Annotated in this window: 16 protein-coding genes and 2 pseudogenes; 4 read left to right on the top strand and 14 right to left on the bottom strand. The window is 72.9% G+C overall.

Going from position 1 to position 23,552, the window contains the following annotated elements:
• Nucleotides 1–28 precede the first annotated feature (28 nt).
• Nucleotides 29–220 (bottom strand): annotated as a pseudogene (locus HHX40_RS12660) (transposase family protein); the annotation flags it as partial.
• Between HHX40_RS12660 and HHX40_RS36590 the strand changes: the two are divergent.
• Nucleotides 220–446 (top strand): annotated as a pseudogene (locus tag HHX40_RS36590) (IS5/IS1182 family transposase); the annotation flags it as partial. The pseudogenes HHX40_RS12660 and HHX40_RS36590 overlap by 1 nt on opposite strands.
• Before the next feature lie 9 nt (nucleotides 447–455).
• On the opposite strand, the gene HHX40_RS12665 reads toward HHX40_RS36590, so the two are convergent.
• The 6 genes from HHX40_RS12665 to HHX40_RS35670 all read right to left on the bottom strand — a co-directional run bounded on the left by HHX40_RS12665 (nucleotide 456) and on the right by HHX40_RS35670 (nucleotide 7,081).
• Nucleotides 456–1,160, bottom strand: a complete 705-nt coding sequence (locus HHX40_RS12665) for a class I SAM-dependent methyltransferase (RefSeq protein WP_182880714.1) — start codon at nucleotides 1,158–1,160, stop codon at nucleotides 456–458.
• An 11-nt stretch (nucleotides 1,161–1,171) separates the two neighbouring features.
• On the bottom strand, nucleotides 1,172–1,717 hold the full coding sequence (locus tag HHX40_RS12670) for a GtrA family protein (RefSeq protein WP_182880715.1): 546 nt from the start codon (nucleotides 1,715–1,717) through the stop codon (nucleotides 1,172–1,174).
• A complete protein-coding gene (rffA, locus tag HHX40_RS12675; RefSeq protein ID WP_182880716.1) occupies nucleotides 1,711–2,865 on the bottom strand; it encodes a dTDP-4-amino-4,6-dideoxygalactose transaminase in 1,155 nt (384 codons plus the stop codon). The genes HHX40_RS12670 and rffA overlap by 7 nt, the downstream gene beginning before the upstream one ends.
• A gap of 114 nt (nucleotides 2,866–2,979) precedes the next feature.
• Entirely contained in the window at nucleotides 2,980–4,119 is a 1,140-nt protein-coding gene (locus HHX40_RS12680) for an ice-binding family protein (protein WP_182880717.1), read from the bottom strand.
• A gap of 177 nt (nucleotides 4,120–4,296) precedes the next feature.
• Nucleotides 4,297–6,366: a DUF4082 domain-containing protein gene (locus tag HHX40_RS12685; protein ID WP_182880718.1), complete on the bottom strand. Its 2,070-nt coding sequence runs from the start codon at nucleotides 6,364–6,366 to the stop codon at nucleotides 4,297–4,299.
• Between the two features lie 397 nt (nucleotides 6,367–6,763).
• Nucleotides 6,764–7,081 carry a hypothetical protein gene (locus HHX40_RS35670; protein ID WP_167769269.1) on the bottom strand — a complete coding sequence of 106 codons (318 nt, stop codon included), beginning with the start codon at nucleotides 7,079–7,081 and terminating at the stop codon, nucleotides 6,764–6,766.
• Between the two features lie 1,375 nt (nucleotides 7,082–8,456).
• Here HHX40_RS35670 and HHX40_RS12695 point away from each other — a divergent pair.
• Nucleotides 8,457–11,867, top strand: a complete 3,411-nt coding sequence (locus tag HHX40_RS12695; protein WP_259403493.1) for a DUF4082 domain-containing protein — start codon at nucleotides 8,457–8,459, stop codon at nucleotides 11,865–11,867.
• Between the two features lie 4 nt (nucleotides 11,868–11,871).
• Here the strand turns inward: HHX40_RS12695 and HHX40_RS12700 are convergent, their stop codons facing one another.
• The 7 genes from HHX40_RS12700 to HHX40_RS12730 all read right to left on the bottom strand — a co-directional run bounded on the left by HHX40_RS12700 (nucleotide 11,872) and on the right by HHX40_RS12730 (nucleotide 21,067).
• Nucleotides 11,872–12,999, bottom strand: coding sequence for a glycosyltransferase family 4 protein (locus HHX40_RS12700; RefSeq protein ID WP_182880720.1), 1,128 nt, complete (start codon nucleotides 12,997–12,999; stop codon nucleotides 11,872–11,874).
• A complete protein-coding gene (locus HHX40_RS12705) occupies nucleotides 12,996–14,318 on the bottom strand; it encodes a lipopolysaccharide biosynthesis protein (RefSeq protein ID WP_182880721.1) in 1,323 nt (440 codons plus the stop codon). Before HHX40_RS12705 ends, HHX40_RS12700 begins: the two co-directional genes overlap by 4 nt.
• A 5-nt stretch (nucleotides 14,319–14,323) precedes the next feature.
• Nucleotides 14,324–15,478, bottom strand: a complete 1,155-nt coding sequence (locus HHX40_RS12710) for a glycosyltransferase (RefSeq protein WP_182880722.1) — start codon at nucleotides 15,476–15,478, stop codon at nucleotides 14,324–14,326.
• A gap of 10 nt (nucleotides 15,479–15,488) precedes the next feature.
• Nucleotides 15,489–16,751 (bottom strand): hypothetical protein, encoded by a 1,263-nt coding sequence (locus tag HHX40_RS12715; RefSeq protein WP_182880723.1) that lies wholly within the window; start codon nucleotides 16,749–16,751, stop codon nucleotides 15,489–15,491.
• 6 nt (nucleotides 16,752–16,757) lie between these two features.
• Nucleotides 16,758–17,861 carry a glycosyltransferase gene (locus tag HHX40_RS12720; protein WP_182880724.1) on the bottom strand — a complete coding sequence of 368 codons (1,104 nt, stop codon included), beginning with the start codon at nucleotides 17,859–17,861 and terminating at the stop codon, nucleotides 16,758–16,760.
• 37 nt (nucleotides 17,862–17,898) lie between these two features.
• Entirely contained in the window at nucleotides 17,899–18,630 is a 732-nt protein-coding gene (locus HHX40_RS12725) for a class I SAM-dependent methyltransferase (RefSeq protein WP_182880725.1), read from the bottom strand.
• A 133-nt stretch (nucleotides 18,631–18,763) separates the two neighbouring features.
• Nucleotides 18,764–21,067, bottom strand: a complete 2,304-nt coding sequence (locus HHX40_RS12730; protein ID WP_182880726.1) for a hypothetical protein — start codon at nucleotides 21,065–21,067, stop codon at nucleotides 18,764–18,766.
• 336 nt (nucleotides 21,068–21,403) lie between these two features.
• Between HHX40_RS12730 and HHX40_RS12735 the strand changes: the two genes are divergently transcribed.
• Together HHX40_RS12735 and HHX40_RS12740 are read left to right on the top strand one after the other, a co-directional pair.
• Nucleotides 21,404–22,561: a glycosyltransferase gene (locus HHX40_RS12735; RefSeq protein ID WP_220499024.1), complete on the top strand. Its 1,158-nt coding sequence runs from the start codon at nucleotides 21,404–21,406 to the stop codon at nucleotides 22,559–22,561.
• A complete protein-coding gene (locus HHX40_RS12740) occupies nucleotides 22,558–23,502 on the top strand; it encodes an NAD-dependent epimerase/dehydratase family protein (protein ID WP_182880727.1) in 945 nt (314 codons plus the stop codon). Before HHX40_RS12735 ends, HHX40_RS12740 begins: the two co-directional genes overlap by 4 nt.
• Nucleotides 23,503–23,552: the final 50 nt, after the last annotated feature.

Genomic DNA, 23,552 nt, shown 5'->3' on the forward strand with positions numbered 1-23,552 from the left:
GACTCGCTTGCCCATCAAGGAACTCATTTCATCCTCGCGCGGCCTGAGCTACGCGGTGGTTCTGTAGGACGGCGATGGCCTTGACCAGGCGGCCGGCCTTGTTCGGACAGCAGCGGAGCTTGCGCAGGATGCGCCAGCTTTTGAGATGGGAGTTTGCGCGTTCGTCAGGGCCGCGGAGCTTGGCGTGGGAGCGGTTGGCGTGCTTCTGGGAGGCAGGCTTGTAGACGCGCCTTCCTGCGCGGCCGTGGCATCGTCCCGCGCATCGCCCGCCAGGGGATCGAATCCAGCCACAGGCGTGGACGGCACCGTCGAGTCGTGGAAAGGACCGTCTCCTGGCTGTCAGCTGCCGACGATTACACCGCCGCTACGAACGCCGGGCCGACCACTTCGCGTCCTTCGTCGCCATCGTCGCAGCCCTCATTTGCTACCGCCGACTCACCAAATGAGTCGTCGTCTTAGAAAGACGCGGGACGGTGCGCCCGCACGACCAGGGTGACCCCCGGAAGCGATTTGACGGGCAGATATCTCTCCGCCGCGACCACGGCGCCCAGCCCCAGGTTGACCAGGCGCGGCACCTCCGTGACGTCGGAGCCGCCGATGCGCTTCCTGCGCCAGGCCACGATCGGCCGCATCAGCACGTTCCAGCTCCACATGCGGTCGACGACCAGCCCTGCCCCGCGCAGCAGCGCGGCCAGCTCCTCCCGGGCGTACCGGCGGAAGTGGAAGGACGCCACGTCGTGCGCCGACCACAGGGCCATGTCGCACGGGACCGTGATCAGCGCCCGGCCGCCCGGCCGCAGCACCCGCACCAGCTCGCGGGCGGCCGTGTGGTCGTCCTCGATGTGTTCCAGCACGTCGAACGCGAGCACGAGGCCGAAGGACTCGTCAGGCAGCGGCAGGTCGCACGCGTCGGCGTGGATCGCCCGCAGGCCCCGCCGTACGGCCAGCTCGACCGCGGTCTCGGAGTAGTCGGCCGCCAGCGCGTCCCACCCGTGCTCGACCAGCACGCGGGTGTTGCCGCCGCCCGCGGCGCCGATGTCGAGCGCCCTGCCGGGCGGCCCGAGCCGCCGCAGCTCCCGGGCGAGCATGGCGCGCCGCTCCCGATACCACCAGTGCCGGTCCTCCAGCTCGACCGTACGGCGGATGTCAGTGGCCTCCATGAGCAGCCTTTCTAGTGATCGGTTCTTACGCCGGGACGAAACGTCCAGAGTCTGTGCGCCAGATAGCCCAGCGGCACGTTCACGACGATGACCAGCGCCTGCGCCACCATGATCGGGATCCCGGCGAGCTCCACCAGGAGTGGAACGCCGGTGACCGACGCCGCCAGGAAGCCCAGCCCGACGGCGTAGAACCGCAGGTGGCCCAGCACCCAGGACGATCCGGACACGCGGAAGACCATCAGCCGATACCACGGATAGACGACGACCGAGGCGACGAACTGACTGGTCACGAGCAGGAGGAGGTACGGGACCCGGTGCCCGAGCGCGGCCAGTTGAGCGCCGAGGATCGCGTAGTACACCACGGCCGACAGCGCGCCGCTGCCCAGGTAGAGCAGGCGCCGCCGGTCGAGCGCCGCGGACAGGACCCGCCGCGCGAGGTGACGGAGCCTCGCGGGCCCGCCACTGGAGGGCGCGACCGGCCGGAGATCATGACCCGGACCCGGGCTGCGGGCGGGTCCCGGCGCGAACCCGGCCGTGTTCCGGCGCACCGTCAGCACGCCTCGTAGCGGCGCACCGCGTCGACGACACGAGCCGCGCCGGCCTCGCCGAGACCCGCGAACAGCGGCAGCCGTACGAGCCGGTCCGCGACGTTCTCGGTGACCGGGCAGCCGCCGGGGGCCGCCCTGCCGTGCCGCGGACCGGCCGGGGAGCTGTGCAGCGGCTGGTAGTGGAACGCCGCCTGCACGCCGTGCGCCGCGAGGTGGGCGATGAACGCCTGCCGGTTGCGCAGGTCGGGCAGGAGCAGGTGGTAGAGGTGCGCCGGATGCGCGCGGTCGCCGGGGACCGCCGGCTGCGCCACCCCGTTCTCGGCCGCCCACTCCGCCAGTCCCTCGTGATAGTGGTGCCACACCGCCTGGCGCAGTCGCTGGATCGCGTCGAACGACTCCAGCTGGGCGGTCAGCATGGCGGCGAGGACGTCCGAGGGCAGATAGCTCGACCCGATGTCGACCCACTGGTACTTGTCGACCTGTCCCCGGAAGAACCGGCTGCGGTCGGTGCCCTTCTCGCGGATGATCTCGGCGCGCGCGGCGAGGGCGGCGTCGTTGACGAGCAGGGCGCCTCCCTCCCCGCACTGCACGTTCTTCGTCGCGTGGAAGCTCTGCGTCGCCATGAGCCCGAACGACCCGAGGGGCCGGCCCCGGTAGAGTCCGCCCAGCCCGTGCGCGTTGTCCTCGATCAGGGCCAGGCCGTGGCGTCGCGTCACCGCGCCGATCGCGTCCATCTCGCAGCCCACCCCGGCGTAGTGGACGACCACCACGGCCCTGGTCCGCTCGGTGATCGCGGCCTCGATCAGGCGTTCGTCGATGTTCAGGGTGTCCGGCCTGCAGTCCACGAACACCGGCACCGCCCCGCGCAGGGCGTAGGCGTTGGCGGTCGACACGAACGTGAAGGACGGCATGATGACCTCGTCGCCGGGCCGCAGGTCCAGCAGCATCGCCGACATCTCCAGGGCGTGTGTGCACGAGGTCGTCAGCAGGGCGCGGCCGGCGCCGGTCAGTTCGCACAGAAGCCGGCCGGCCCGCTCGGTGAACGGCCCGTCCCCGCAGGTGAACCCCTGGCGCACCGCCTCCGAGAGGTAGGCGAGCTCGTTGTCCGCCACGTGGGTCCGGTTGAAGGGGACGGCCTTCGGGCTGGTTGTGCTCACCGCCGTAGTGAACAACGGCCCCGCGTCCCCCCACCGCCGCCGCCGCGCGTGGTTGGCGAATGATGGCGCAACCCTTACGGCGGCGGGGCGGGGCCTGGCCGGGGGTCGGCCGTTCTACCGCGCGTTGACGACCTGCACCACCTCGTTGGAGGTGCTGGGCGCGAAGCGCACCCACGCCTCGGCCTGCGCCGTGAGGCCGCCGAGGTAGACGGCGGTGATGTGGTGCTCCCCCACCGACAGCGCCGAGGTGGTGAACGTGGCGGGCGTGTCGGCGCCGGTCTGCATGCCCGAGCCGATGACGACGCCGTCGTCCTTGAAGAGCACCCTCCCGGCGGGCGCCAGCGTGCCGCTGCGGGGGCGGACCCGCGCGGTGAACGTGACCGGGAACTTCGCCTGGGAGGGGTTGGGCGAGGAGGTCAGCTGGGTCGTGGTGGCGGGGTCGAACGGCAGCGTGACGCGGGTCGGCGGCGGGACGATCGCGTCGAGCTCGTTCGCGCGGTCGACCCCGTTGTCCGCCTCGGTGGTGCCCTCGATCGTGACCGTGTTGTCGAGGAGGAGGGTCCGGCCGTCGATCACGGCGCCCTCCGTGACCTTGATCGAGCCGCGGGCCAGGACGGTGCCGCGGAAGGTGGAGTACGTCCCGAGGACGGCGCCCTCGGCGGCCTGCCAGAAGACGTTGTCCGCCTGCGCTCCGCCCGTCAGCACGATGTTGCTGACCCTGGCCGTGGTCAGCGTGGCCGCGCGGAAGACGAAGACCGCGTCCGGGTTTCCTCCGGCGTCCATGACGAGCGTGCCGTCGATGCGGAACGTCCCGTCCGCCGAGTCGTAGACGCCGGGGGTCCTGCGGGTGCCGCCGAGCTCGGCGGGCACGGTGACGGCGGGGCCCCGAGCCGAGATGTCGTCGTACGCGGCGGTCGCGTCGGCCATCACCTGCGCCGCCTCGGCGTCACCGGCGTGGACGTCCCCCTCGATCACGCCCGGCGGGAAACCGGTGACGGCGGTGCCAGGGCTGACGTCGACGTCCCCGGTTATCAGGGTCGCGTTCGCGCTGATGACCGTGCCCGCCGCGAGCACCGCGGTGTGCTCGGCGGCGCCGAGGTCCACCGGGGGCTGGTCCGCGCTCGCGCGGCCGTCCGTCACGACGAGGACGCCCGCTATCAGGGCCGCGACAAGGGCCCCGGCAAGGGCCGCGTACAACCACACCGCGGTGGCGCCGCGTGGGAGAAACCGGCGGTGACCGGCGACTGCCGCCATGAGAGGACTCCTCCTTCTCTCGGGGATCCGGCCCTGCCGCGTGGCCGTCCCGGACGGGACGATCGGCGCGGTGGCCTGCCCGCGCGTAAGCATTGGGTAAGGGACCGGCAGGGACACGGCCGGACACCGGGCCGGGGCGTTTCGTTGCCCGTTCTTTGCCCGGTGCCGGCCGTTCGTTCAGCTCTGCTGGAACACGACGTCGACCCAGTAGTTCGACGCGCGGAAGGTGCTGGACGGGAAGGTGTCGGTCGGACTGTAGGCGTACACCCCGTTGCCGCCCGACGCGCCGTCGGCGGGCGCGGTCAGCGGCCCGTTGACGCGCGGCGAGGTGAAGTACGGCCTGGTCACCGAGTAGCGCCGCGAGGTGTGGTACGAGGCGACATAGGTGGTGCCCGCGGTGATGGGAACGGGGTCGGGGAAGTCGACCTGCTGCCATCCGGAGGCGGTCTCGTTCGTGAAGGTCGCGGTCGCCAGCTGTGTGCCGCCGGACGTCCACAGGCTGCCGATGTGGGTCCCGGTGTTCTGCGGGCCCTTGTAGAAGCGGACGCCGGTGACCAGGCCGCCGGTCGCGGAGGTGAACTTCACGCCGAGCACCGCGTCCTGGTCGTCGGGCTGGTTGGCGACCGCGGGGGTCGCGGTGTTGTCCCAGAGCGTCTGCGAGGGGGTGAACATGACGTCGACCCAGTAGTTCGACGCCCGGTAGCTGCTGGTCGGGAAGGTGTCGGTGGCGCTGTAGGTGTAGACCCCGTTACCGCCCGACGCGCTGTCGGAGGGCGCGGTGAGCGGGCCGTTGGTGTACGCCGAGGCGAAGTAGGGCCGGTCCAGCGCGTAGAAACCGGACGTGGTGTGGTACGAGGCGATGTACGTGGTGCCGGAGTCGATCGCGACGGGGCTGGCGAAGTCCATCCGCTGCCATCCGGTCGCGGTCTCGTTCGTGAAGGTGACGGTGGCGAGCTTCTGGCCGTCGGCCGTCCATAAGCTGCCGGTGTGGGTGCCGGTGTTCTGCGGGCCCTTGTAGAACCGGATGCCGGTGACAACGCCGTCCACCGCCGACTGGAACTTCACGCCGACCACCACGGCCTGCGGGTCGTTCCGTGACGCCTGGTCGGGAGTCGTGCTGTCGCTCCACAGGCTGACGCTCGACACGCTCTGCACCAGTTCGGGCGAGGTGCTCGGGGCGAAGTGGATGACCTGCTCGCCGTCGAAGGTGTCGCCGCCGAGGTAGACGGCCGTGATGCGGTGCTGCCCGGCGGCGAGGCTCGACGTGGTGAGCCTGGCGGGATGCCCGTCGTCGTGGTAGTCCGTGCCGATGACCGTCGTCCCGTCCTTGAACGCCACGTAGCCCGCGGGGACGATCGACCCCGACTGCGCCTGGACGTTGGCCGTGAAGGTCACCGCGTTCCCGGTGTTCGACGGGTTGAGCGAGGAGGTCAGGCTCGTGGTCGTGGGCGGGTTGTTCGGCACCGTCACGCGGGTGGCCGGAGGGCTCGTGGTGCCCTGCAGGCCGATCGTGTTGTTCAGCGAGAAGAGCCGTCCGTACACCGCGGCGCCCGAGCTCACCGACACCGCGCCGGAGGCGAGCACGTTCCCGCGGAAGGTGCAGAACGTGCCCAGCGACGCGGTGCCCGTGAGCTGCCAGTACACGTTGTCCTCCTGGGCGCCGTTCACCAGGGCGACGTTGCTCACGCCGCCGGCGGTGAGGGTGGTGCCCCGGAAGACGAAGACGGCGTCGGGGTCGGCCTGCGCGTCGAGCGTGAGCGTGCCGTTGATGGTGAAGGGGCCGCTGTTGGAGTCGTAGACACCCGGGGTCCGGGTCGTTCCGCCGAGGGCGGGTGGGATCGTGGCGTTCGAGGACATGCCCGTGATGGCGTTGTACGCGCCGGTCACGTCGGCCTTCGCGCCGGCGGCGGCGGCGCCGGTCCGGATGGAGCCGCTCACGGTGCCCGGCGGGAAGCCGGTCACCGTGGTCCCCGGGCTCACCCCGAGATCCCCGGTGATCGAGGTGAGGTTGGTGTTCGTCACCGACGTCCCCGCCAGCACCGCGTACGTGTCCGCGTCGCCGAGCGTCAGGGACGGGTCGGCGCTCGCACCGCCGGGGATCGCGACCCCCGGTGCGAGCATGGCGAACAGAGCCGTGAGGACGGCCGAGAGGCGGCGCCGTACGGTTCCGCCCGCGCCGGGACGGCGTCCGCGACCCGTCTTCCGTACGGCGGGCTCCCGCCCGCGTTTCATCGCGTTTGCATTCATTTCCTGACCTTTCTCGCATAATCGGGCGAATGCCACATGACCCTGCGCGTCGCAGTGGGACTTTCTATACGAACCGGCTCACGGAGCCGAGAGATGCGACGCGCAAACGATGACGCGAGGAAGGTCGCCACGGAATGGATGATTGCCGCGCCGATAAACAGGATCTATATGCGGATGAAAAAGATCTACGAAATTCCCGCTCGGGTTGGATGGTACTCCCGGGCCTTCGGAGTTTCCATACGGTCCACTCCTTTTGCTACGCCCGGCTCCGCTTTCATCGCATTTCCCGATACGCGATCGGGCTCTTTTGCGCCGGATGTTTCCGGCCACCCTGCTGCCGGCTGTGCGGTAGAGCCGGGCGGTGGGCCGGGCGGGAACGCCGCCCGGCCCCGGACGGTCAGGACAGGACGGTGAACGGACGGCAGTTGCCCGGCCAGGCGGGGACGCCGCCGGTGCCCGGGGCCGGGAAGACCGTGCACCGGGTCTGCGCCACCTGATCGGCGGTGGCCACGGTCACGTACAGGTCGTTGCCCGTGCCCGCGAGTTCGGCGTCGACCGAGGCGGCCAGCACGCCGGCGGGGTAGCCCGCGACGTGGGACAGGTCGTACCAGGTGTTCGTGCGGGGATCCCGGACCAGCGTCCGGCCGTCACCGGGCACCCGGCCGAGGAACGTAAGGAGCGATCCGGGATTGCCGACGAACGAGCTCGAGTCCACGCTCGTCGTGGGGCCGGCGGGCCCGGGCGGCCCCTGCGGACCCGCCTCCCCCTCCGGTCCGGCCGGTCCCCGCGCTCCGGCGGGCCCGGGCGGTCCCTCGGGGCCGGCCTTCCCCTCCGGTCCCTCTGGTCCCGCGGGCCCTGCGGTTCCTTCCGGTCCTTCGGGACCTTCTGGTCCTTCGGGGCCCCGGGGGCCTTCGGGTCCGGGTGGCCCCTGCGGCCCTCGCTCGCCGGTCTCCCCCGCGGGTGCGGCCACGCCTCGCTCCCCGGACGAGCCGGACGGGGCGAACGGGACAAACGGACCGGACAGCCCGGGCGGCGCGGACAGCAACGGCCAGATGGCGCGGCCCGAGTCGCGGGACCCGCCGCCGTCGTCGTCCCACAGGGGCACGACTCCCGCGGGTCCGGCCGGCCGGACCGGCGTGGCGGCCCCCGTCCCACCCAAAACGGCCCCCGTCCCACCCGAAGCCGCGGGCCGCGAAGCGGCCGCGGGGCCGTCTCCTCCGGCCGCGTCGTCCCAGGACCAGGGCGGCGCGGCGGTCCCGGCGCCGGCCCCTCCCCGCGCGCCTGCACCGTTCGTCGCGCGTGCGCCGCGCGGCGTGCACGGCCGCTTCCTCGCCTTCTTCACCCCGCGATCCGCCGGACCGTGCGGACGCCCGGGGGCGCATTCCGTGTCCGTCTTCGGCCCTCGCGGGCCGTGGCTCGCGGACGCGGTCCCGCCCGCCGCGAAGCGCGCGACCCCCGCGCCGGCCGGGGCGGCCAGAGCGGCCGGGGCGGCCAGAGCGGCCGGGGCGACCGGCGCCACACCTCCGCCGGCGACCACGCCGGAGACCACCGTGGCGACCACGGTGCCTTTCACGGTGGCTCCGACAGCGACTCCCACACTGGCGACGGCACGCCGCAGTGCGCCCGCCCCCATGGGCGACCGCGACGCCGCTCCACTTTCCCGATTCACGCGAACCCGTCCTTCCCGCGAGAAATCCAGCTTCTGACGCCCGATCCCGGGCCGCCGCGAAATCCCGGCCAAATCTTTTCCCGGGTAAACCGCAGCACGGGTGTTCCGGCGGCCGCGCGGCGGGATGCGTGCCGGTTTCACACCCGTTCCCTGTCCCGCTCTTCGACGGCGCTTTACCCGGGCCCTCTCCGACGGCGCCCACCGGGCGCGCGAAATGCGAAACGGTGTCCGCCCTGCCGGGAACTCGCCGCTTCCGCGCATGCCGCCGGGCGATATTCGGTCCCCGCTAGCCTTCGCTAGCCGTCCTCACCTTAAGGCGTTCCGCCGCGCGAACCAGAGGTTGTACATGCCAGGCGAATGGAAAACAATCGGCGCTGCCCGGAAAACAGGATTTGCCCGCACCGCGCGTATCTTCGGCACCATGCTGACGGCCGCGGCCGTTCTGCTCGCCACCGCCTGGGCTCCGGTGCCCGCCGAAGACCTGGACCAAGGTGACGTGAGGATCGTAAGCACGAGCCCCTCCGGCTCGCCGCAGGGCACGCCCACCCCCGACGCCAAGGTTTCCCCCGGTGGTCCCACAGGCGTTTCCACAGGTGCCGCCGGGGACGGTCACGCCCCGGCGACCCCCACCCCGCCCGGCACGCCCGGCAGTCCCGCCGGACCCGTGGCGCCCGAGCCGCCCGGGACCGTGCAGTCCGCCGACGCGGCCGAGGCGATTCCCACGGCGGACGCGCGGGCCGCCCGCCTCGGCGGCTGGCGGCACCTGCGGCTCGGCCACCGCCGGGCGTCCCGTCAGACCTGCCCGCCGACGTCGATCATCTGCATCGAGAACAGCCTGCCGGGCAGTCCGCCCTCCGAGTGGGACGTGCCCGGTGCGGGCAGCCCGACGATCACCGGTTACGCCACCCAGATGAGCGTCAACGCGGGGCAGACCCAGCAGTTCAAGGTGAACGCCCCCTCGGTCACCTCCTACCGGATCGACATCTACCGGGTCGGCTACTACAGCGGCCTGGGCGCGCGGAAGATCGCGACCGTCAATCCCTCGGTGCCGCTGCCGCAGTCGCAGCCGGCCTGCCTCAACAACACGACGACGGGACTGGTCGACTGCGGCAACTGGAGCCTCTCGGCCTCCTGGGCGGTGCCGGCCGACGTCGTCTCCGGCGTCTACCTCGCGAACTTCGTCCGTACGGACGGCACCAGCGGCGTCAGCCAGAACATCTTCGTCGTCAGGAACGACGCGCGTAACTCCGACATCCTCGTGCAGACCTCCGACGCGACCTGGCAGGCGTACAACACGTACGGAGGCAACAGCCTGTACAAGGGCCTTCCCGTGGGCCGCGCCTTCAAGGTCAGCTACAACCGCCCGGTCATCACCCGCGCCGGATGGCCGGAGACCTATTTCTTCAACGCCGAATACCCGATGATCAGGTGGCTGGAGTCCAACAGCTACGACGTGAGCTACAGCAGCAGCGTCGACACGGTGACCAGCGGCGCGCAACTTCTCAACCACAAGGTGTTCTTCTCCTCCGGCCACGACGAGTACTGGTCGCAGGAGTCGCGCGACAACGTCGTCAACGCCAAGAACAAGGGCGTCAACATCGCCTTCTTCACCGGCAACGAGATGTTCTGGAAGACGAGGTGGGAGAGCAGCATCGACCCCTCGGCGACCCCGAACCGGACGATGGTCTGCTACAAGGAGACCGTCGCCAACATGAAGATCGACCCGAGTCCCACCTGGACCGGGACCTGGCGCGACCCGCGTTTCGCCCAGCCGCCCAACGGCGGGTATCCGGAGAACGCCATGACCGGGACGCTCTTCATGATCAACGGCAATGTCAGCAACGCGATCACCGTTCCGGCGGAGTACGCCCCGATGCGCCTGTGGCGCAACACCTCGGTCGCGAACCTGCAGCCCGGGCAGGTCGCCACCTTCCCCAACGGGACGCTCGGCTACGAGTGGGACGAGGCGCCGGACAACCCTTTCGCTCCGGCGGGGCTGGTCCTGTTCTCCAAGACCACCGTGGCCACCACCACCAAGTTCCTGCTGGACTTCGGCGCGACGTACGGCGCCGGGATCGGCACGCACAGCCTCGTCCTCTACCGCGACCCGAGCGGCGCGTACGTCTTCGGCGCGGGGACCATCCAGTGGTCGTGGGGCCTGGACGCGGTCCACGACCGGCCGGGCACGCCGACCGACATCCGGATGCAGCAGGCGACGGTCAACCTGCTCGCCGACATGCGGACGCAGCCGGCCACCCTGCAGGCGGGCCTGGTCCCGGCCACGCCGTCGACCGACACCGCTCCCCCGACCTCGACGATCACCACCCCGTCGAGCGGCGCCTCGGTGCCCGGCGGCACCACCGTGACGGTCGCCGGAACCGCCGCCGACACCGGGGGCGGCGTCGTGGCGGGGGTCGAGGTGTCGGTCGACGGCGGCACCACGTGGCACCGGGCAACCGGCCGGACCGCCTGGCAGTTCGCCTGGACGACGAGCGGCCAGGGGCCAGTCACGATCATGTCCCGGGCCGTCGACGACATCGGCAACGTCCAGCGGACCCCGGCCGGCAGATCGGTGACCGTCAACGCGGGCTGCCCCTGCTCCATCTGGTCTCCCGACACCGTGCCCGCCAACGTCACCAAGGACGACAACAAGGCCGTCGAGGTCGGCGTCCGGTTCCGGGTGCGGAGCCCCGGCTACATCTCCGGGATCAGGTTCTACAAGGGCCCGCTGAACACCGGCACGCACGTCGGCAGCCTGTGGACCAACACCGGCCAGCTGCTGGCGCAGGCGACCTTCACCAGCGAGACGTCGACGGGCTGGCAGCAGGTGAACTTCTCGACGCCCGTGCCGGTGAACAACGGCGTCAGCTACGTCGCCTCCTACCACACCAACACCGGGTTCTACTCGGTCAACCGGGACTACTTCGTCACGCAGTACTCCAACGGCCTCATCACCGGGCTGGCGGACGGCGTGGACGGCGGCAACGGGCTCTACACCTACAGCAAGACGAGCACGTTCCCGACCAGCACCTACCGGGCCAGCAACGCCTGGGTCGACGTGGTCTACTCGCAGGCGACCACGCTGTGGGACGAGTCGGCGACGCCGGACGTCGTCGCCCAGCCCGACACCAAGGCGGTCACGCTCGGCGTCAAGTTCCAGTCCTCCGTCTCAGGGGCCATCCGGGGGATCCGGTTCTACAAGAGCACGCAGAACACGGGTGTCCACGTCGGCAGCCTGTGGACCGTCGACGGGCAGTTGCTGGCGAACGTGACGTTCACCAACGAGACGCCGTCCGGCTGGCAGCAGGCGCTCTTCTCCACACCCGTGAACATCACCCCGGGCACCACGTACATCGCGTCGTACTTCACGCCGACCGGGTTCTACGCGCTGGACCGGTTCTACTTCACCACGCAGTACAGCCGGGGCCCGCTCACCGCTCTGGCCGACGCCGCGTCCGGGGGCAACGGCGTCTACACCTACGCCGGGACGAACACGTTCCCGACCGCCACCTACCGCGCCTCCAACTACTGGGTGGACGTACTGTTCGACCCGGTCCAGACGCAGGCCGCCGCGCGCCGGGCCCTGCGCTTCGGGGCCGACCGGGCGTACGGGAACCCGGTGCCGCGCTCGCTTCCGGGGCGGCGGCCCGCGGCGCCGTACGCGCCGGCCCCGCTCGTGCGCGGGACCGGCCGGGCGCAGCGCGCCGCCGCGCGGGCGCCGATGCTGGAGAGGTTCCCCTACCTGGCCCGGCCCCCGCGGTCCGCGGGGTTCCGCCCGGGCGGCGGGCACGCGCGGCATCCGGGCGGCGGTCGGCCGGGCTCCCGGCCGTGAGCGGTCAGCCGCGCGCGGTCGCGGGGCTGGACCGGGAGCCGCGCGCCGGTTCACCGGCGCGGGCCGCCTCGTACCAGTCCTCGATGACGGCGGCCGTGCGCGGCCAGTCGAGACCCGAGACCGCCCGCCGCCCGCGCTCCGCCATCCGGGCGCGGGCGGCGCCGGCGCCGAGCGCCCACCGCAGGTGCGCCACCAGGTCCTCGGCCGACCCGCTGCGGAACACCCGGTAGGCGTCCCGGTCCGCTATCACCGGTCCGAGGGTGGCGTCGGAGGACACGACGACCGCCGTGCCCAGGGCGAGAGCCTCCAGGGCGGCCGTCGGGATCCCCTCACCGATGGACGCGAGCCTGCGGGAGGCGAGCACGAAGACCTCCGCCCGGCTCACCAGCGCGTGGACGTCGTCTCCGGACAGCTGCCCGGCGAACTCCACGCCCGCCCCGGCGAGCCGGCCGAGCCGGGCGCGCTCGGGCCCCTCCCCCGCGATGACGAGGCGCACCCCCGGGCGTACGGCCCGCAGCCGGTGGAAGGCCTCGATCGTCAGGGCGTGGTTCTTCACCGGCACGAGGCTGCCCACGCTGACGATCAGGCCGGGTTCCACGACCGCCCGCGCCCTGATCGCGTCCAGGCGGGGCAGGTCCAGACCGCTCGACATCGTGCGGATCGCCTCGGCCGGGACACCGGCCGCGCGCAGGTCGGCCGCCGGCCGGGCGCCGATGGCGACGAACCCGGCGGCGTGGCGGAAGGCCCACGGCATCACCGGGCGCTGCCCCATCGCGAGCGCGCCGTGGACGGTGATCAGCAGCGGGACCCGCAGCCGCCGGGCGGCGGGGCCGAGGAAGAGCGCCTCGCGGTGGTCGCCGTGCAGGTTGACGACGTCCACCGGCCCCAGGCCGGGGAGCGCCGCCGCGCACTCCAGGGCGAAGGCGACCGTGCCGGACCTGCGGGCGGCGAGGCGGCCGAGGCGGGTCGGCGTGAGCGTCACGGCCTCCACCCCCGGCGGGACGTCGCCGCGCCGCCGCGCGACCAGCACCTCGTGCCCGCGCAGCACCTGCTCGCGCGCGAGACGCGCGATGTAGCGCTCCTTGCCTCCGGGGTCCGGGGGCAGCCGGTATCCGATGTGCAGAATTCTCACGTCATCCTCCCCGAGATCGATCTCTCCGCCCCGCGCGAGGAGTGCGGAGCGCCGCGCCGCCGCCGCAGCGCGGCGGCGGCCGCCCATCGGACGTCGCGGGCGCCGGGCAGCAGATCACGGGCGCCCAGCCCGGCCACCCGGGCGAACCATCCGAGTTCCACCACGGCCATGGCGCCGTAGCTCACGGTGGAGGCCAGCGCCGCCCCGGCCGGTCCCCACAACGGGATGGTCACGGCGTTCAGCGCGACGTTCGAGGCGAGGGCTCCGGCGGCGACGGCGGTCATCGCCATCGGGCGGCCCAGCCGCACCAGGTACTGCTCGACCGGCCGCAGCAGGGACCACGCGACGGTCCCCGGCGCGAGCGCGAGCAGCGGGAGCACGCTGCCCGTGAAAGCCGCGCCGTACAGTCCCGGGATCAGCAGCGGAGCGGCGCACGCGAGCACGCCGACGGCGGCCGACGAGAGCATCAGGTTGAGCCGGACGGCGCGCGCCGTGACCGCCCGGGCCTCGGACTCGTCCCGCACCGCCTGGCGGGACAGCACGATCTGCGCCAGCGCGTCGGTGGGCACCCTGGACAGCGACAGGAACGACGTCGCCACCGTGTAGAGGCCCGCCTCGGCCGGCGCCGCCCACGCGCTCAGCAGCAGGACGTCCACGGTCAGCAGCAGATGGAACGCCACCGTCCCCAGGTGATACCGGCCCGACAGCGCCAGTTGCCTGCGGGCGAGGGCCGCCTCCCCGCGTACCGGCAGCCCGAGCGGGCGGGCGAACACCACGAACGGCAGGATCGTGGAGACGGCCCAGCAGGCGACCACCGAGGTGAGCGTGAGCCGGCCGGCCACCGCGAGCAGCAGGATCGGGACGTACAGCGCCACGGCGGACAGCACGACCGCCCGGTTGGCCAGCCCGACCCGCGATTCCAGCAGCGCGATCCCCCTGAGGTTGACCGCCGCGACGCCGAACGGAACGGCGAGCAGCGCCACGACCACCAGGTGGGTGGCGGCGGTCAGGGCCAGGGCGTGCACCGCACCCAGCGTCAGCAGGGCGGACGCGGCGCCGAGGACCAGCCCGAGAACGGCGGCGTTGCCGGCCAGGGACCGGTGACGCTCCAGGACCGGCCACAGCGCGATCTGCGACCTCCCGACCGACAGGTGGCCCGCCACGGTCGCGATCCCGGCCGTGGTGGTGATCGTCGCGTAGACCCCGCGCCCCTCCGGCTGCAGGCAGCGGGCGAGGAACACGCCCGCCACAGCGGCCAGGACCAGCGGAACCGCCTGGCTGGCCATGGTCTGCAGGAGGGTCCTGACGCCCGTCCTCATCGGGCCTACCTCCCCCGGCGAGCCGCGAGCAGCCGCCGGTACAGGCCGAGGTGCTCCTCGGTGACGGCCTCCATGTCGAGGTTCTTCCACGCCCACGCCCGCGCGGCCGCGCCCAGCGACGCGGCGAGCGCGGGGTCGTCGAGCAGCCGGGCGATGCCGTCGGCCAGCGCCTCCGGAGCCGCGGGCGGCACCAGGACGCCGCGGTCCTCAAGCAGCTCCGGGGTGCCGCCCACGGCCGTGGCGACGACCGGGCGGCCCGCCGCCATCGCCTCCATGACCGCGTTGCTCAGGCCCTCCTCCGTCGACGGGAGTGCCACCACGTCAGCGCGGGCCAGCAGTCCCGCGTTGTCCTGACGGAAGCCGAGGAACCGCACGTCGACCCCGGCCTCCTCGGCCTGCCGCTCCAGCCCGCCACGCTCGGGGCCGTCCCCGACGAGCACGAACGTGCAGGGCCGGCCCCGCCGGGCGAGCAGCGCCGCCGCCTCGACGAGGAACCGCTGCCCCTTGTTCCCGCTCAGCCGGGCCACGCACGCGACCACCGGCAGCGCGCCGCCGACCGGCTCGGGCCCGGCCCGGTCGAAGGCCGACGGCGCGAGCCCGTTGTAGATCACGCTCACCTTGCCGGCGGGCACGCCCTCGACCTCGCGCGTGCCCTGCGCGATGGCCGTGGAGTTGGCCACGACGTGGTCGGTCATCAGGTTCACCAGGTGCTCGAACGCGGCCGTCCAGGGCGCCTTCGGCCTCAGGTACCCCTGCGTGCGCCGGGCGGTGACGACCACCGGGACCCGGGCCAGCCGCGCGGCGGGCGTGCCCAGCAGGTAGCTCTCGTAGAGGAAGCCGTGCACGATCTCCGGCCGCAGCCGGCGCAGCGTCCGCACCAGGCGGGCGAACGCCAGGAGGTTGCCCGCCGGCGACCCGGCGCCCCGGGAGAAGCCGAGCCGGCGCACCGGGATCCCGGCCGCGCGCAGGTCGTCCTCGTGCGGGCCGCCTCTGGACAGGACGAACACGTGGACCTCGACGCCGCGGTCGCGGAGCCGTTCGGCGAGCAGGCACAGTTGCCGCTGCGCGCCCCCGAGTCCCAGATGCCCGATGAGGAGCACGACCCGCCGCACCTTGCACGCGTCCGTGCCGTCGTCCGTGCCGTCGTCCGCGATTGCCATACGAGGGACCTCAGGTTCTGTGTACGAGTGAGTCGGAGGGCCGGAGGCCGGCGGACCCGCCGCCCCGCGGCGTCCTGGTCCACGCGACCGCGGCCGGCAGGCTCGCGATCATCACGATCGGCATGCGCTGCCGGAAGATGAGACCGATGTTCGACATGGTCGTGGCGTACGCGAGGGAGCCGGGGACGACGAACAGCAGGATGATCAGGAGCATCCGCCGGTCGTGCCGCCAGAGCCGGCGCGCCCCGAGCACGGCGCAGCCCAGCAGCCAGTACCACAGGAGCGTGTCTATCTTCCCGAGCTGGAGCGCCAGACTCCCGCTCATCCACGGGAAGGGGGACAGCAGCGTGTAGACGAGTTTCGGTCCGAGGGCGTTCCAGGCGCTGCCCTCGTCGTCGAAGACGACGCCCGAGCCGCCCTCCGCGTTCGCGAGCCGGGTGTGCTCCGACTGCCCGCGGTCGAGCTGTTCCTGCACCGCGCCGAACGGCCCGCTCTGGTCGGCGCCCCCGTCTGCGCCCTGGTCGACGCCCTGCAGGAGCAGGAGGACCGGGATCAGCAGCGCGGCGAAGGCGACCAGGCCGCGGCCGGACAGCGCGCGCCTGATCCGGGCGACGCCGACCAGCAGCGGCAGGGCGCACATGAACACCATGTACGGCCGCACGTTCCACAGCGCCCACAGCAGCGGAGCCAGGGCGATCACCTTGCGCGGGTCGAAGCGTTGCATGTTCGACGCGCCGAGACCCAGGCAGGCCACCACGAGGAACGCGTTGAAGCCGTCCTTGAAGGTGTCGGAGGTGTGCAGCAGGAAGCCGGGCAGGAACGCCGTGATGACCAGCAGCCGGAACGCCGCCCGGTCGTCGGCGCCGACGACCCGGGCGAACCGGTAGAGGACCACGCACGCGGCGCAGGCGACCAGCGCCACCACGGCGGTGCAGGCGAGCGGGGCCGGTCCCCCGCACAGGTACATGACGAGCGCGAAGACGTGACACGGCACCGCCACCCCGTAGACGGAGCCCAGCTCCTCTGAGGTGACGTAGTGGATCCCGCTGTGCCGCCACAGTTCGACGATGCCGAGCGCCCTGGCCTCGTAGGAGAGGTTGTCACCGCCGTACCCGAAGCCGCCCGAACGCAGGACGAGGACGTGGACGGCCAGCCGTAGCGCGAAGGCGGCGAGCAACACGGGCAGCGCGCGCCGCGCCACCGGCGGGGCCAGAGTCGTGTGCGTCATCACGACCAGCAGCACCGCGACGGTGATGACGACGATGTACTCCACCCGGGATCACCCGGGGTTTCCGGCGCACGCCTCGGCGTACAGCGCCTCGAACCACTCCGCGGCCCGCCCGATGTCCACCAGGCCGGCGCTCTCCCTCGCTCCCGCCCTGAGCCGGGCCAGCGTGCCGGGCCGCATCGCCCGCAGGATGCCCTCGGCGAGCGCCTCGGCGCTGCCGGGCGGGGTGAGGATGCCGTTACGCCCGTTCTCGACGAGGTCGGGCACGCCTCCGACGGCGGTGGACACCACGGGCACCCCGGCCGCGAGCGCCTCCATGACGACGACCGGCAGCCCCTCGTACGAGGAGCTGAGGACGAGCAGGTCGGCGGCGGCGATCAGCCGTCCCGCGTCGGGCACGTGGCCGGCGATCCGGACGGCGGCGCCGAGCCCGAGCGCGGCGACGCGGCGGCTCGTCGGCTCCAGTTCCGGGCCGGAACCGGCGAGCAGGAACACGGCGCGCGGATCGGCCGCCACGACCCTGGCGGCGGCGTCCACCAGCAGGCCGTGGTTCTTCTGCGGCCGGAAGTTCGCGACGTTCACGATGAGGAAGGCGTCGCCGGGGACGCCCCACTCCCGACGGGTCTCGGCGGCCAGCGTGACCCGGTGCCGCTGCTCGGCCACGCGCACCCCGTGGACGCAGGTGTCCGGGGCGCGCCCGCGCCTGCCGGTGCGCGCCCGGGCGACCTGGGGCGAGACCGCCACGGTGCGGCTGTCCAGCCATCCGGTGAGCCGGTCCAGCAGCATGGTGAGCGGGCGGTAGCGCACGTTGTGCACCGTCGAGACCAGGGCCGGCCGGGGTGCCCAGAGCCGGGACACCGGCCGCAGCAGCGCCCCGGGCAGCGGCGAGTGCAGGTTGACGACGTCCGGCCGCAGCCGCCTGACCTCGCGGAGCAGGCGGGCGAGCCGCAGCGGCCGCGGGCAGGCGGTGAGGTCCACGACCTCGATCCCCGCCGACCGGAGCCGCCCGGTCAGCTCGCCGGTGGACGCGCTCAGGCACACCACCGTGTAGCGGTTCGCCGGGCGCGGCGTGGCCAGCAGGCGTTCGACGAGGAGCACCTCGGCCCCGCCGACGTCGAGCGTCTTGATCACTTCACAGACATGGACACCGCGCATCGCGCTCGATCCCCTCGAAAGGCGTTCCACGGGAGTGCTAGCGGCGCTCGACGGCCCGCAGCCCGGAGCCCGTGACGCCGATGTACTTGCCCTCGTAGGCGAAGACGCGGAAGAGCGGCTGCCGCTCCGCGTACTCCCGGAAGACCAGGTCGTCCTGGATGTCGTCCATGACCATGACCTGCCTGCCGGTCAGATGGGGCCGTATCCGCCGGAGGAAGAACTCCCGCCCGGCCCTGGTCTTGTCCGAGTCGTAGTGGACGAGATCGACCATCGTGTCCGGAGACAGGAACTCCTCGAGATTGCGGCGGTCTCCCTTGATCCGCAGGGACCACCGGCTTTTCAGGTCGTTAGGAACGACATATCCGATATAACGCTCCGGGTCGGCCAGCCGGAAGAACGGGAAATCGCTGGACATCAATCGTCCGGTCCCGTTGGCCCGCATCGCGGCGAGAATCGCCGCGGTGGACCAGCCGGCCGCCACTCCCGTCTCCAGGGCGAGCGCGGGCCGGACGACCCTGGTCAGCAGGTAGAGCAGTTCCATGCCACCGGCCCCGCCGAGGTCCACCCCCGCGGCGGCGAGCGCCTCCATGCGCGGCCGGACGCGGTCCGCGAGGGACTCGGCGAACTCCCTGCCCTCCCGCCACAGGACCGGGTCGACGGCGTTCCCCCACGCGTTCATGTCCTCCGCGTGTTCGGCCGCCCAGGCGCGGGCGGCGGCCCGCTCCCGGTCGTGCCCGTGGCTCAGCCGCGACCATATTTTCCGCGTCATCACGGGGAGATAAGCGGGACGGGCGGCATTCCTGGCGACGACGCGAATATTCATAATCGAATGCTACGAGCGCCGTTCATTTCACCTCGGGAGCGCCACCGGAATATCTCGGGAAACGGAGCGGAGGAAAAATTCACCGAAGCCGGTAGACCGCGTAGTCGCCGGAGCGGTACACCGGCGCCGCACCGGCCGGCGCGCCCGGGTCTCCCGGCCGCCGCTCGGACACCAGCCACCGCACGCCGTATCCGTCCCGCAGCAGCCGGGCCTCCGGAGAGGCGGGATCGCGGACCGCGGCGTCGTTGTCCCGCAGCAGCCGCCGGTCCCGGAACGGGATGTCCTGCACCCGCACGCCGGGGCGCCAGCGCGCCATGTTCGCCGAGGTGTACGTCCAGCCCTCGACCAGCACCCGCCGTTCGGCCAGCGCCGCCAGCCAGAAATGCCGGCTGTCGCACGGGCTCTCGTGGCCCCATCGGCAGTGGGCGTCGGTCGCGACCAGGTCGCCGGGGCTCGAATGGGCCCGCAGCCATCTGGCCGCCTCCACCGTCCCCTCCGGGACCCTCCCCGCGGGCTCCCCGGACTCCCCGGCCTCGGCGGCGGCCTCCCCCGCGCCGCCCGGGAGGGCGCCGCCGCTCGGGAGCGCCCTGGTGACCCACGCGGCGGGCAGGCCGAGGGCGCCGACCAGGAACACCGTGCAGGCCCACAGGCGCGCGCCGCGCCATCCCCTGAGCGTCAGGACGCCGACGACCAGGGCCACGGCCAGGGCCAGCACGCCGTACGGCAGGTAGAGCAGCGCCTCCGGCCGCCCGGGCTCCAGGGGAACCCGGACGCCGCACAGCCACCGCACCAGGACCTCGATCAGCACCCCGGCCGCGACCGCGACACCCGCGGTGCGGTACGGCAGCCCCGCCCGGGCCCGGGCCGCGGACAGCCCGCGCGCCGCGACGACCATCAGGTAGGGATAGGACCCGGCCAGGAAGTAGATCTGGCTCATCTGGCAGTGCCCGAGCAGGAGCACCGCGCCGAGGCCGGACCCGCCCATGCCGAGCATGAGGAGCGTGCCCGGCGGCGTCCGCGTGCCCGGCCGGCCCGCGAGCAGCCCGAGGACGCCGAACCAGATCAGCGCCCAGCACACCGCGTACAGGGCGGCGACCCCGAGCAGCGAGGCGGTCCCCGGACGCGCGCCGCTCCGGCCGGTCAGCTGGCCCCAGGTGACGCGTACCAGCGAGAGAGGATCCACGACGACGCCGTTGCGCGCGCCGCCGAACAGCACGAACTGCGCGTAGAGCAGGCACGCCCCGGTCATCGCCGCCACGGCGAGCAGCGCCGGGGAGACCCGGCGGCGCCTGACCGCCCCGGCCGCACCGACCGTCGCCAGCCCGGCGGCGAGCAGCGGCAACTGGGTGGCCTTGGCGCCCATCACCCCGACGAGGAGGACACCGAGCATGATCCACCGGCCCGCGCCGCCGCGCCCTTCCAGGAGGTCGGCCACGAGCAGGACGACGGGCGCGAACAGCAGCGCCCCGAACGTCTGGGACGGGCTCGTCCACGACTCGGCCCTCCAGGTGAACACGCCCGTGCCCGGCCCGAGGTAAAGGCTCGGCGCCACGACGAAGAACGTGCCCGCGACGGCCGCCAGCGCGCCGGCCCGGGAGCCCGCCCCGCGCCTGGCGACCATCCCCAGCAGGACGACGAGCGCGGCCAGCACGGGCAGCATGCCGAGCCGGAAGAGCAGCACCAGCGGCTCGACGCCGGTGATCCAGCTCGCCGCCGCGAGGTGGGCGTACACGAACCAGTGGTAGAGCAGCGGCTCGCCCGCGACCATCGGGGTCGCGGGCGGCACGTGGTGCCTCAGCTCCCCGACGAGCGCCAGGTGGTACGGCAGGTCGACGTTGACCGACGCCATCCCCGGCCAGGTCAGCGCCGTGTGCCGGAAGAAGGTCACGGCGCTCCAGGCGACCAGGCTCGCGACGGTCAGCGCCAGCGCCCACGACCACCACATCGGCGCCGGCGTGCGGAGCGCCCTCGATTCGCGTCCGCGCAGCCGGGGGACCACGGCGACGGCCGCGAACGTGGCGGCCGGCCACGCCAGGACGAGCAGCGGCGCCCCGGCGGCCCGGGCGGCGACGTAGACGACGACCTCCACGGCGTAGCCGAGCGCCACGCCCAGCGCGATCTCCTCGGCCGGCGTGCGGCGGCCCCGGTAGAGGGCCCGCACCAGAAGCGTCCCCGGCAGCGCCACGCAGACGGCGAGGTACACCGCGAACAGGGTGAGGTCCCTGACGGAGACGCCGTAGAACAGCGTCACGCCCACGGTGAACGCGGCGACCGACAACGCCGGCAGCCATCTCGGGAGAAGGGCCGGGGCCGGTCGGCCGGCCAGGCGGCGGGGCCCGCGCCCCTCGACCGGTCGCGGTGTGGTGAGAGCTGTCTCGGCCATGCGGCAAGCCTCGCGACCGCCGCCGGTCCGCCCGGGACGCGACGCCTGCCCCGGGCGGAGTCCTTGCCACTCCTTTGTCCGCGGGGCACGCCCCGGCCACGCGGAAAAGGCCGTGGAGACCGCGCGATCGGCGGCATTCCGCTTCCCGCCAATGCTTTACCTTTCCGTCCGGCCCGCCCGATCGGCCTGAATCATGCCTCGGTAGGGAATGCGGAAAGGCTTCGCCGCCGCCGTCACGGTGTCGGCGAAAAGCTCAAATCGCGGGTTAGCTTCTCCGACGTGAACAGGCTCATCACCGAAGAGCCCGTGGTGAGACCGGACGGCCGAATTCGGGTCATGGAAATCATCGCGCGCATGAACATCGGCGGCCCGGCCACCCAGATCCTGGGGCTGTGCGAACGGCTGAACACCGAGGAGTTCGACCACCGCCTCTACACCGGGCAGGTGGAGGAGACCGAGGGCGACCGGCTCGGGGACACGGTGGCACGGTTGCACCGCGTCCCCGGCCTGGGCCGCTCGGTCCGGCCCGGCGACGACTGCCGCGCGCTGCTGCGGCTGGCCGCCGAGATGCGGGCCTTCCGGCCGCACATCGTGCACACCCGTACGGCCAAGGCGGGCGCGCTCGGCCGGGTGGCCGCCCGCCTCGCCCGGGTCGGTCCGGCGTGGGGCGGCGGGCGGACCGTGCACGTCTTCCACGGCCACCTGCTGCACGGCTACTTCTCGCCCGCGAAACGCCGCCTCTACGTGGGGGCGGAGCGGCGGCTGGCCGCCATGACCGACCGGCTGGTGACGGTGGGCGCCAACGTGCGCGACGACCTGCTCGCGGCCGGGATCGGCCATCCCGGGCAGTACGTCGTGATTCCGCCGGGCGTGCGGCTGGGCGGGGTGCCCGGCCGCGAGGCCGCCCGCGCGGAGCTGGGGCTTCCTCCGGACGCGCCGGTCGTCGCCTTCGTCGGCAGGCTCACCGGGGTGAAGCGGCCCGACCGGTTCCTCGCGGCCGCGCGGGCCGTGCTCGCCCGCCTGCCCGCCTGCCGGTTCGTCGTCTGCGGCGGCGGCGAGCTCACGGGCGAGGTGGAGCGGGCCGCCGGCGCCGCACCGGGCACCTTCCACCTGCTCGGGTGGCGAGCGGACGTCGAGACCGTCTACGCGGCGGCCGACGTCGTCCTGCTCACCTCCGACAACGAGGGCACGCCGCTGACGTTGATCGAGGCCGGCATGGCGGGCACTCCCGTCGTCGCCACCCGCGTGGGCAGCGTCGAGGAGGTCGTCAGGCACGGGGTCACCGGCCTGCTGGCCGCCCCGGACGCGGGCGAACTGGCCGAGCACGCCTTCCGGCTGCTGACCGACCCGGTGCTCGCCCGCCGCATGGGCGAGGCCGCCCGCCGCTGGACGACGGAGTCCTTCGCGGTGGAGCGCCTGGTGGCCGACACCGAGGCGCTCTACCGCTCGCTGTACGCCGCGTCCAGCCCGTCGTTCCCAAGGAGAATCGCATGAGAGTCCTGGTCACCGGAGGCGCCGGCTTCATCGGCGCCAACCTCTGCCGGGCGCTGACCACCCGGCCCGAGGTCGAGAGCGTCACCGTGCTGGACGACCTGAGCAGCGGGGACCCGGCCAACCTCGCCGACGTCGGGGCCGTCCTCGTGACCGGCAGCATCCTCGACCGGGACCTGCTGGCCGACCTCGTGCCCGGCGCGACGCACGTGATCCACCTGGCCGCGCGGCCCTCGGTGCCCCGATCGGTGAAGGACCCGCTCGCCTCGCACGCCGTCAACGCGACGGGGACGCTGCACGTCCTGGAGGCGTGCCGGGCCACCCGGCCGCACGTGATCCTGGCGTCGTCCTCCTCGGTGTACGGCGACCACGCCGAGACGTGCAAGCACGAGGACCTGCCGGCCCGGCCGCTGAGCCCGTACGGCGCGAGCAAGCTCGCCACCGAGGCGTACGCGCTGGCGTACGCCGCCAGCTACGGCCTCCCCGTGCTGCCGTTCCGCTTCTTCAACGTGTACGGCCCGCTCCAGCCGGCCGGGCACGCGTACGCCGCGGTGATCCCGGCGTTCGTCGGCGCCGCGCTGGCGGGACTGCCGGTCCCGATCCACGGCGACGGGCGCCAGGCGCGTGACTTCACCTACGTGGGCTCGGTGGTGGACGTCCTCACCGACGCCGCGGTCCGCCGGGTCACCGGCGGCACGCCGGTCAACCTGGCCTTCGGCACCCGCGTGTCCCTGCTCCAGCTCAAGGACGCCCTGGCCGCCGTCCTCGGCCGGCCGGTCGAGGCGGAGTTCCTGCCGCCCCGCGCGGGCGACATCCGCGAGTCGCAGGCGTCGGCCCGCCTGCTGCTCGACCGGTTCCCCGGCGTCCGGCCGGTGCCACTGGAGGAGGGGCTGCACCTCACCGTGACCTGGTTCGAGAAGACGTCCGGCGCCGGGAGCGCCTGACACACCACCTTCGCGCACGAAGTCCTATTGCGATCCTGTCAACCTCCACT

Origin of the sequence: Microbispora sp. H10949, from assembly GCF_014161435.1 — a bacterium.
GTDB classification, from domain to species: domain Bacteria; phylum Actinomycetota; class Actinomycetes; order Streptosporangiales; family Streptosporangiaceae; genus Microbispora; species Microbispora triticiradicis.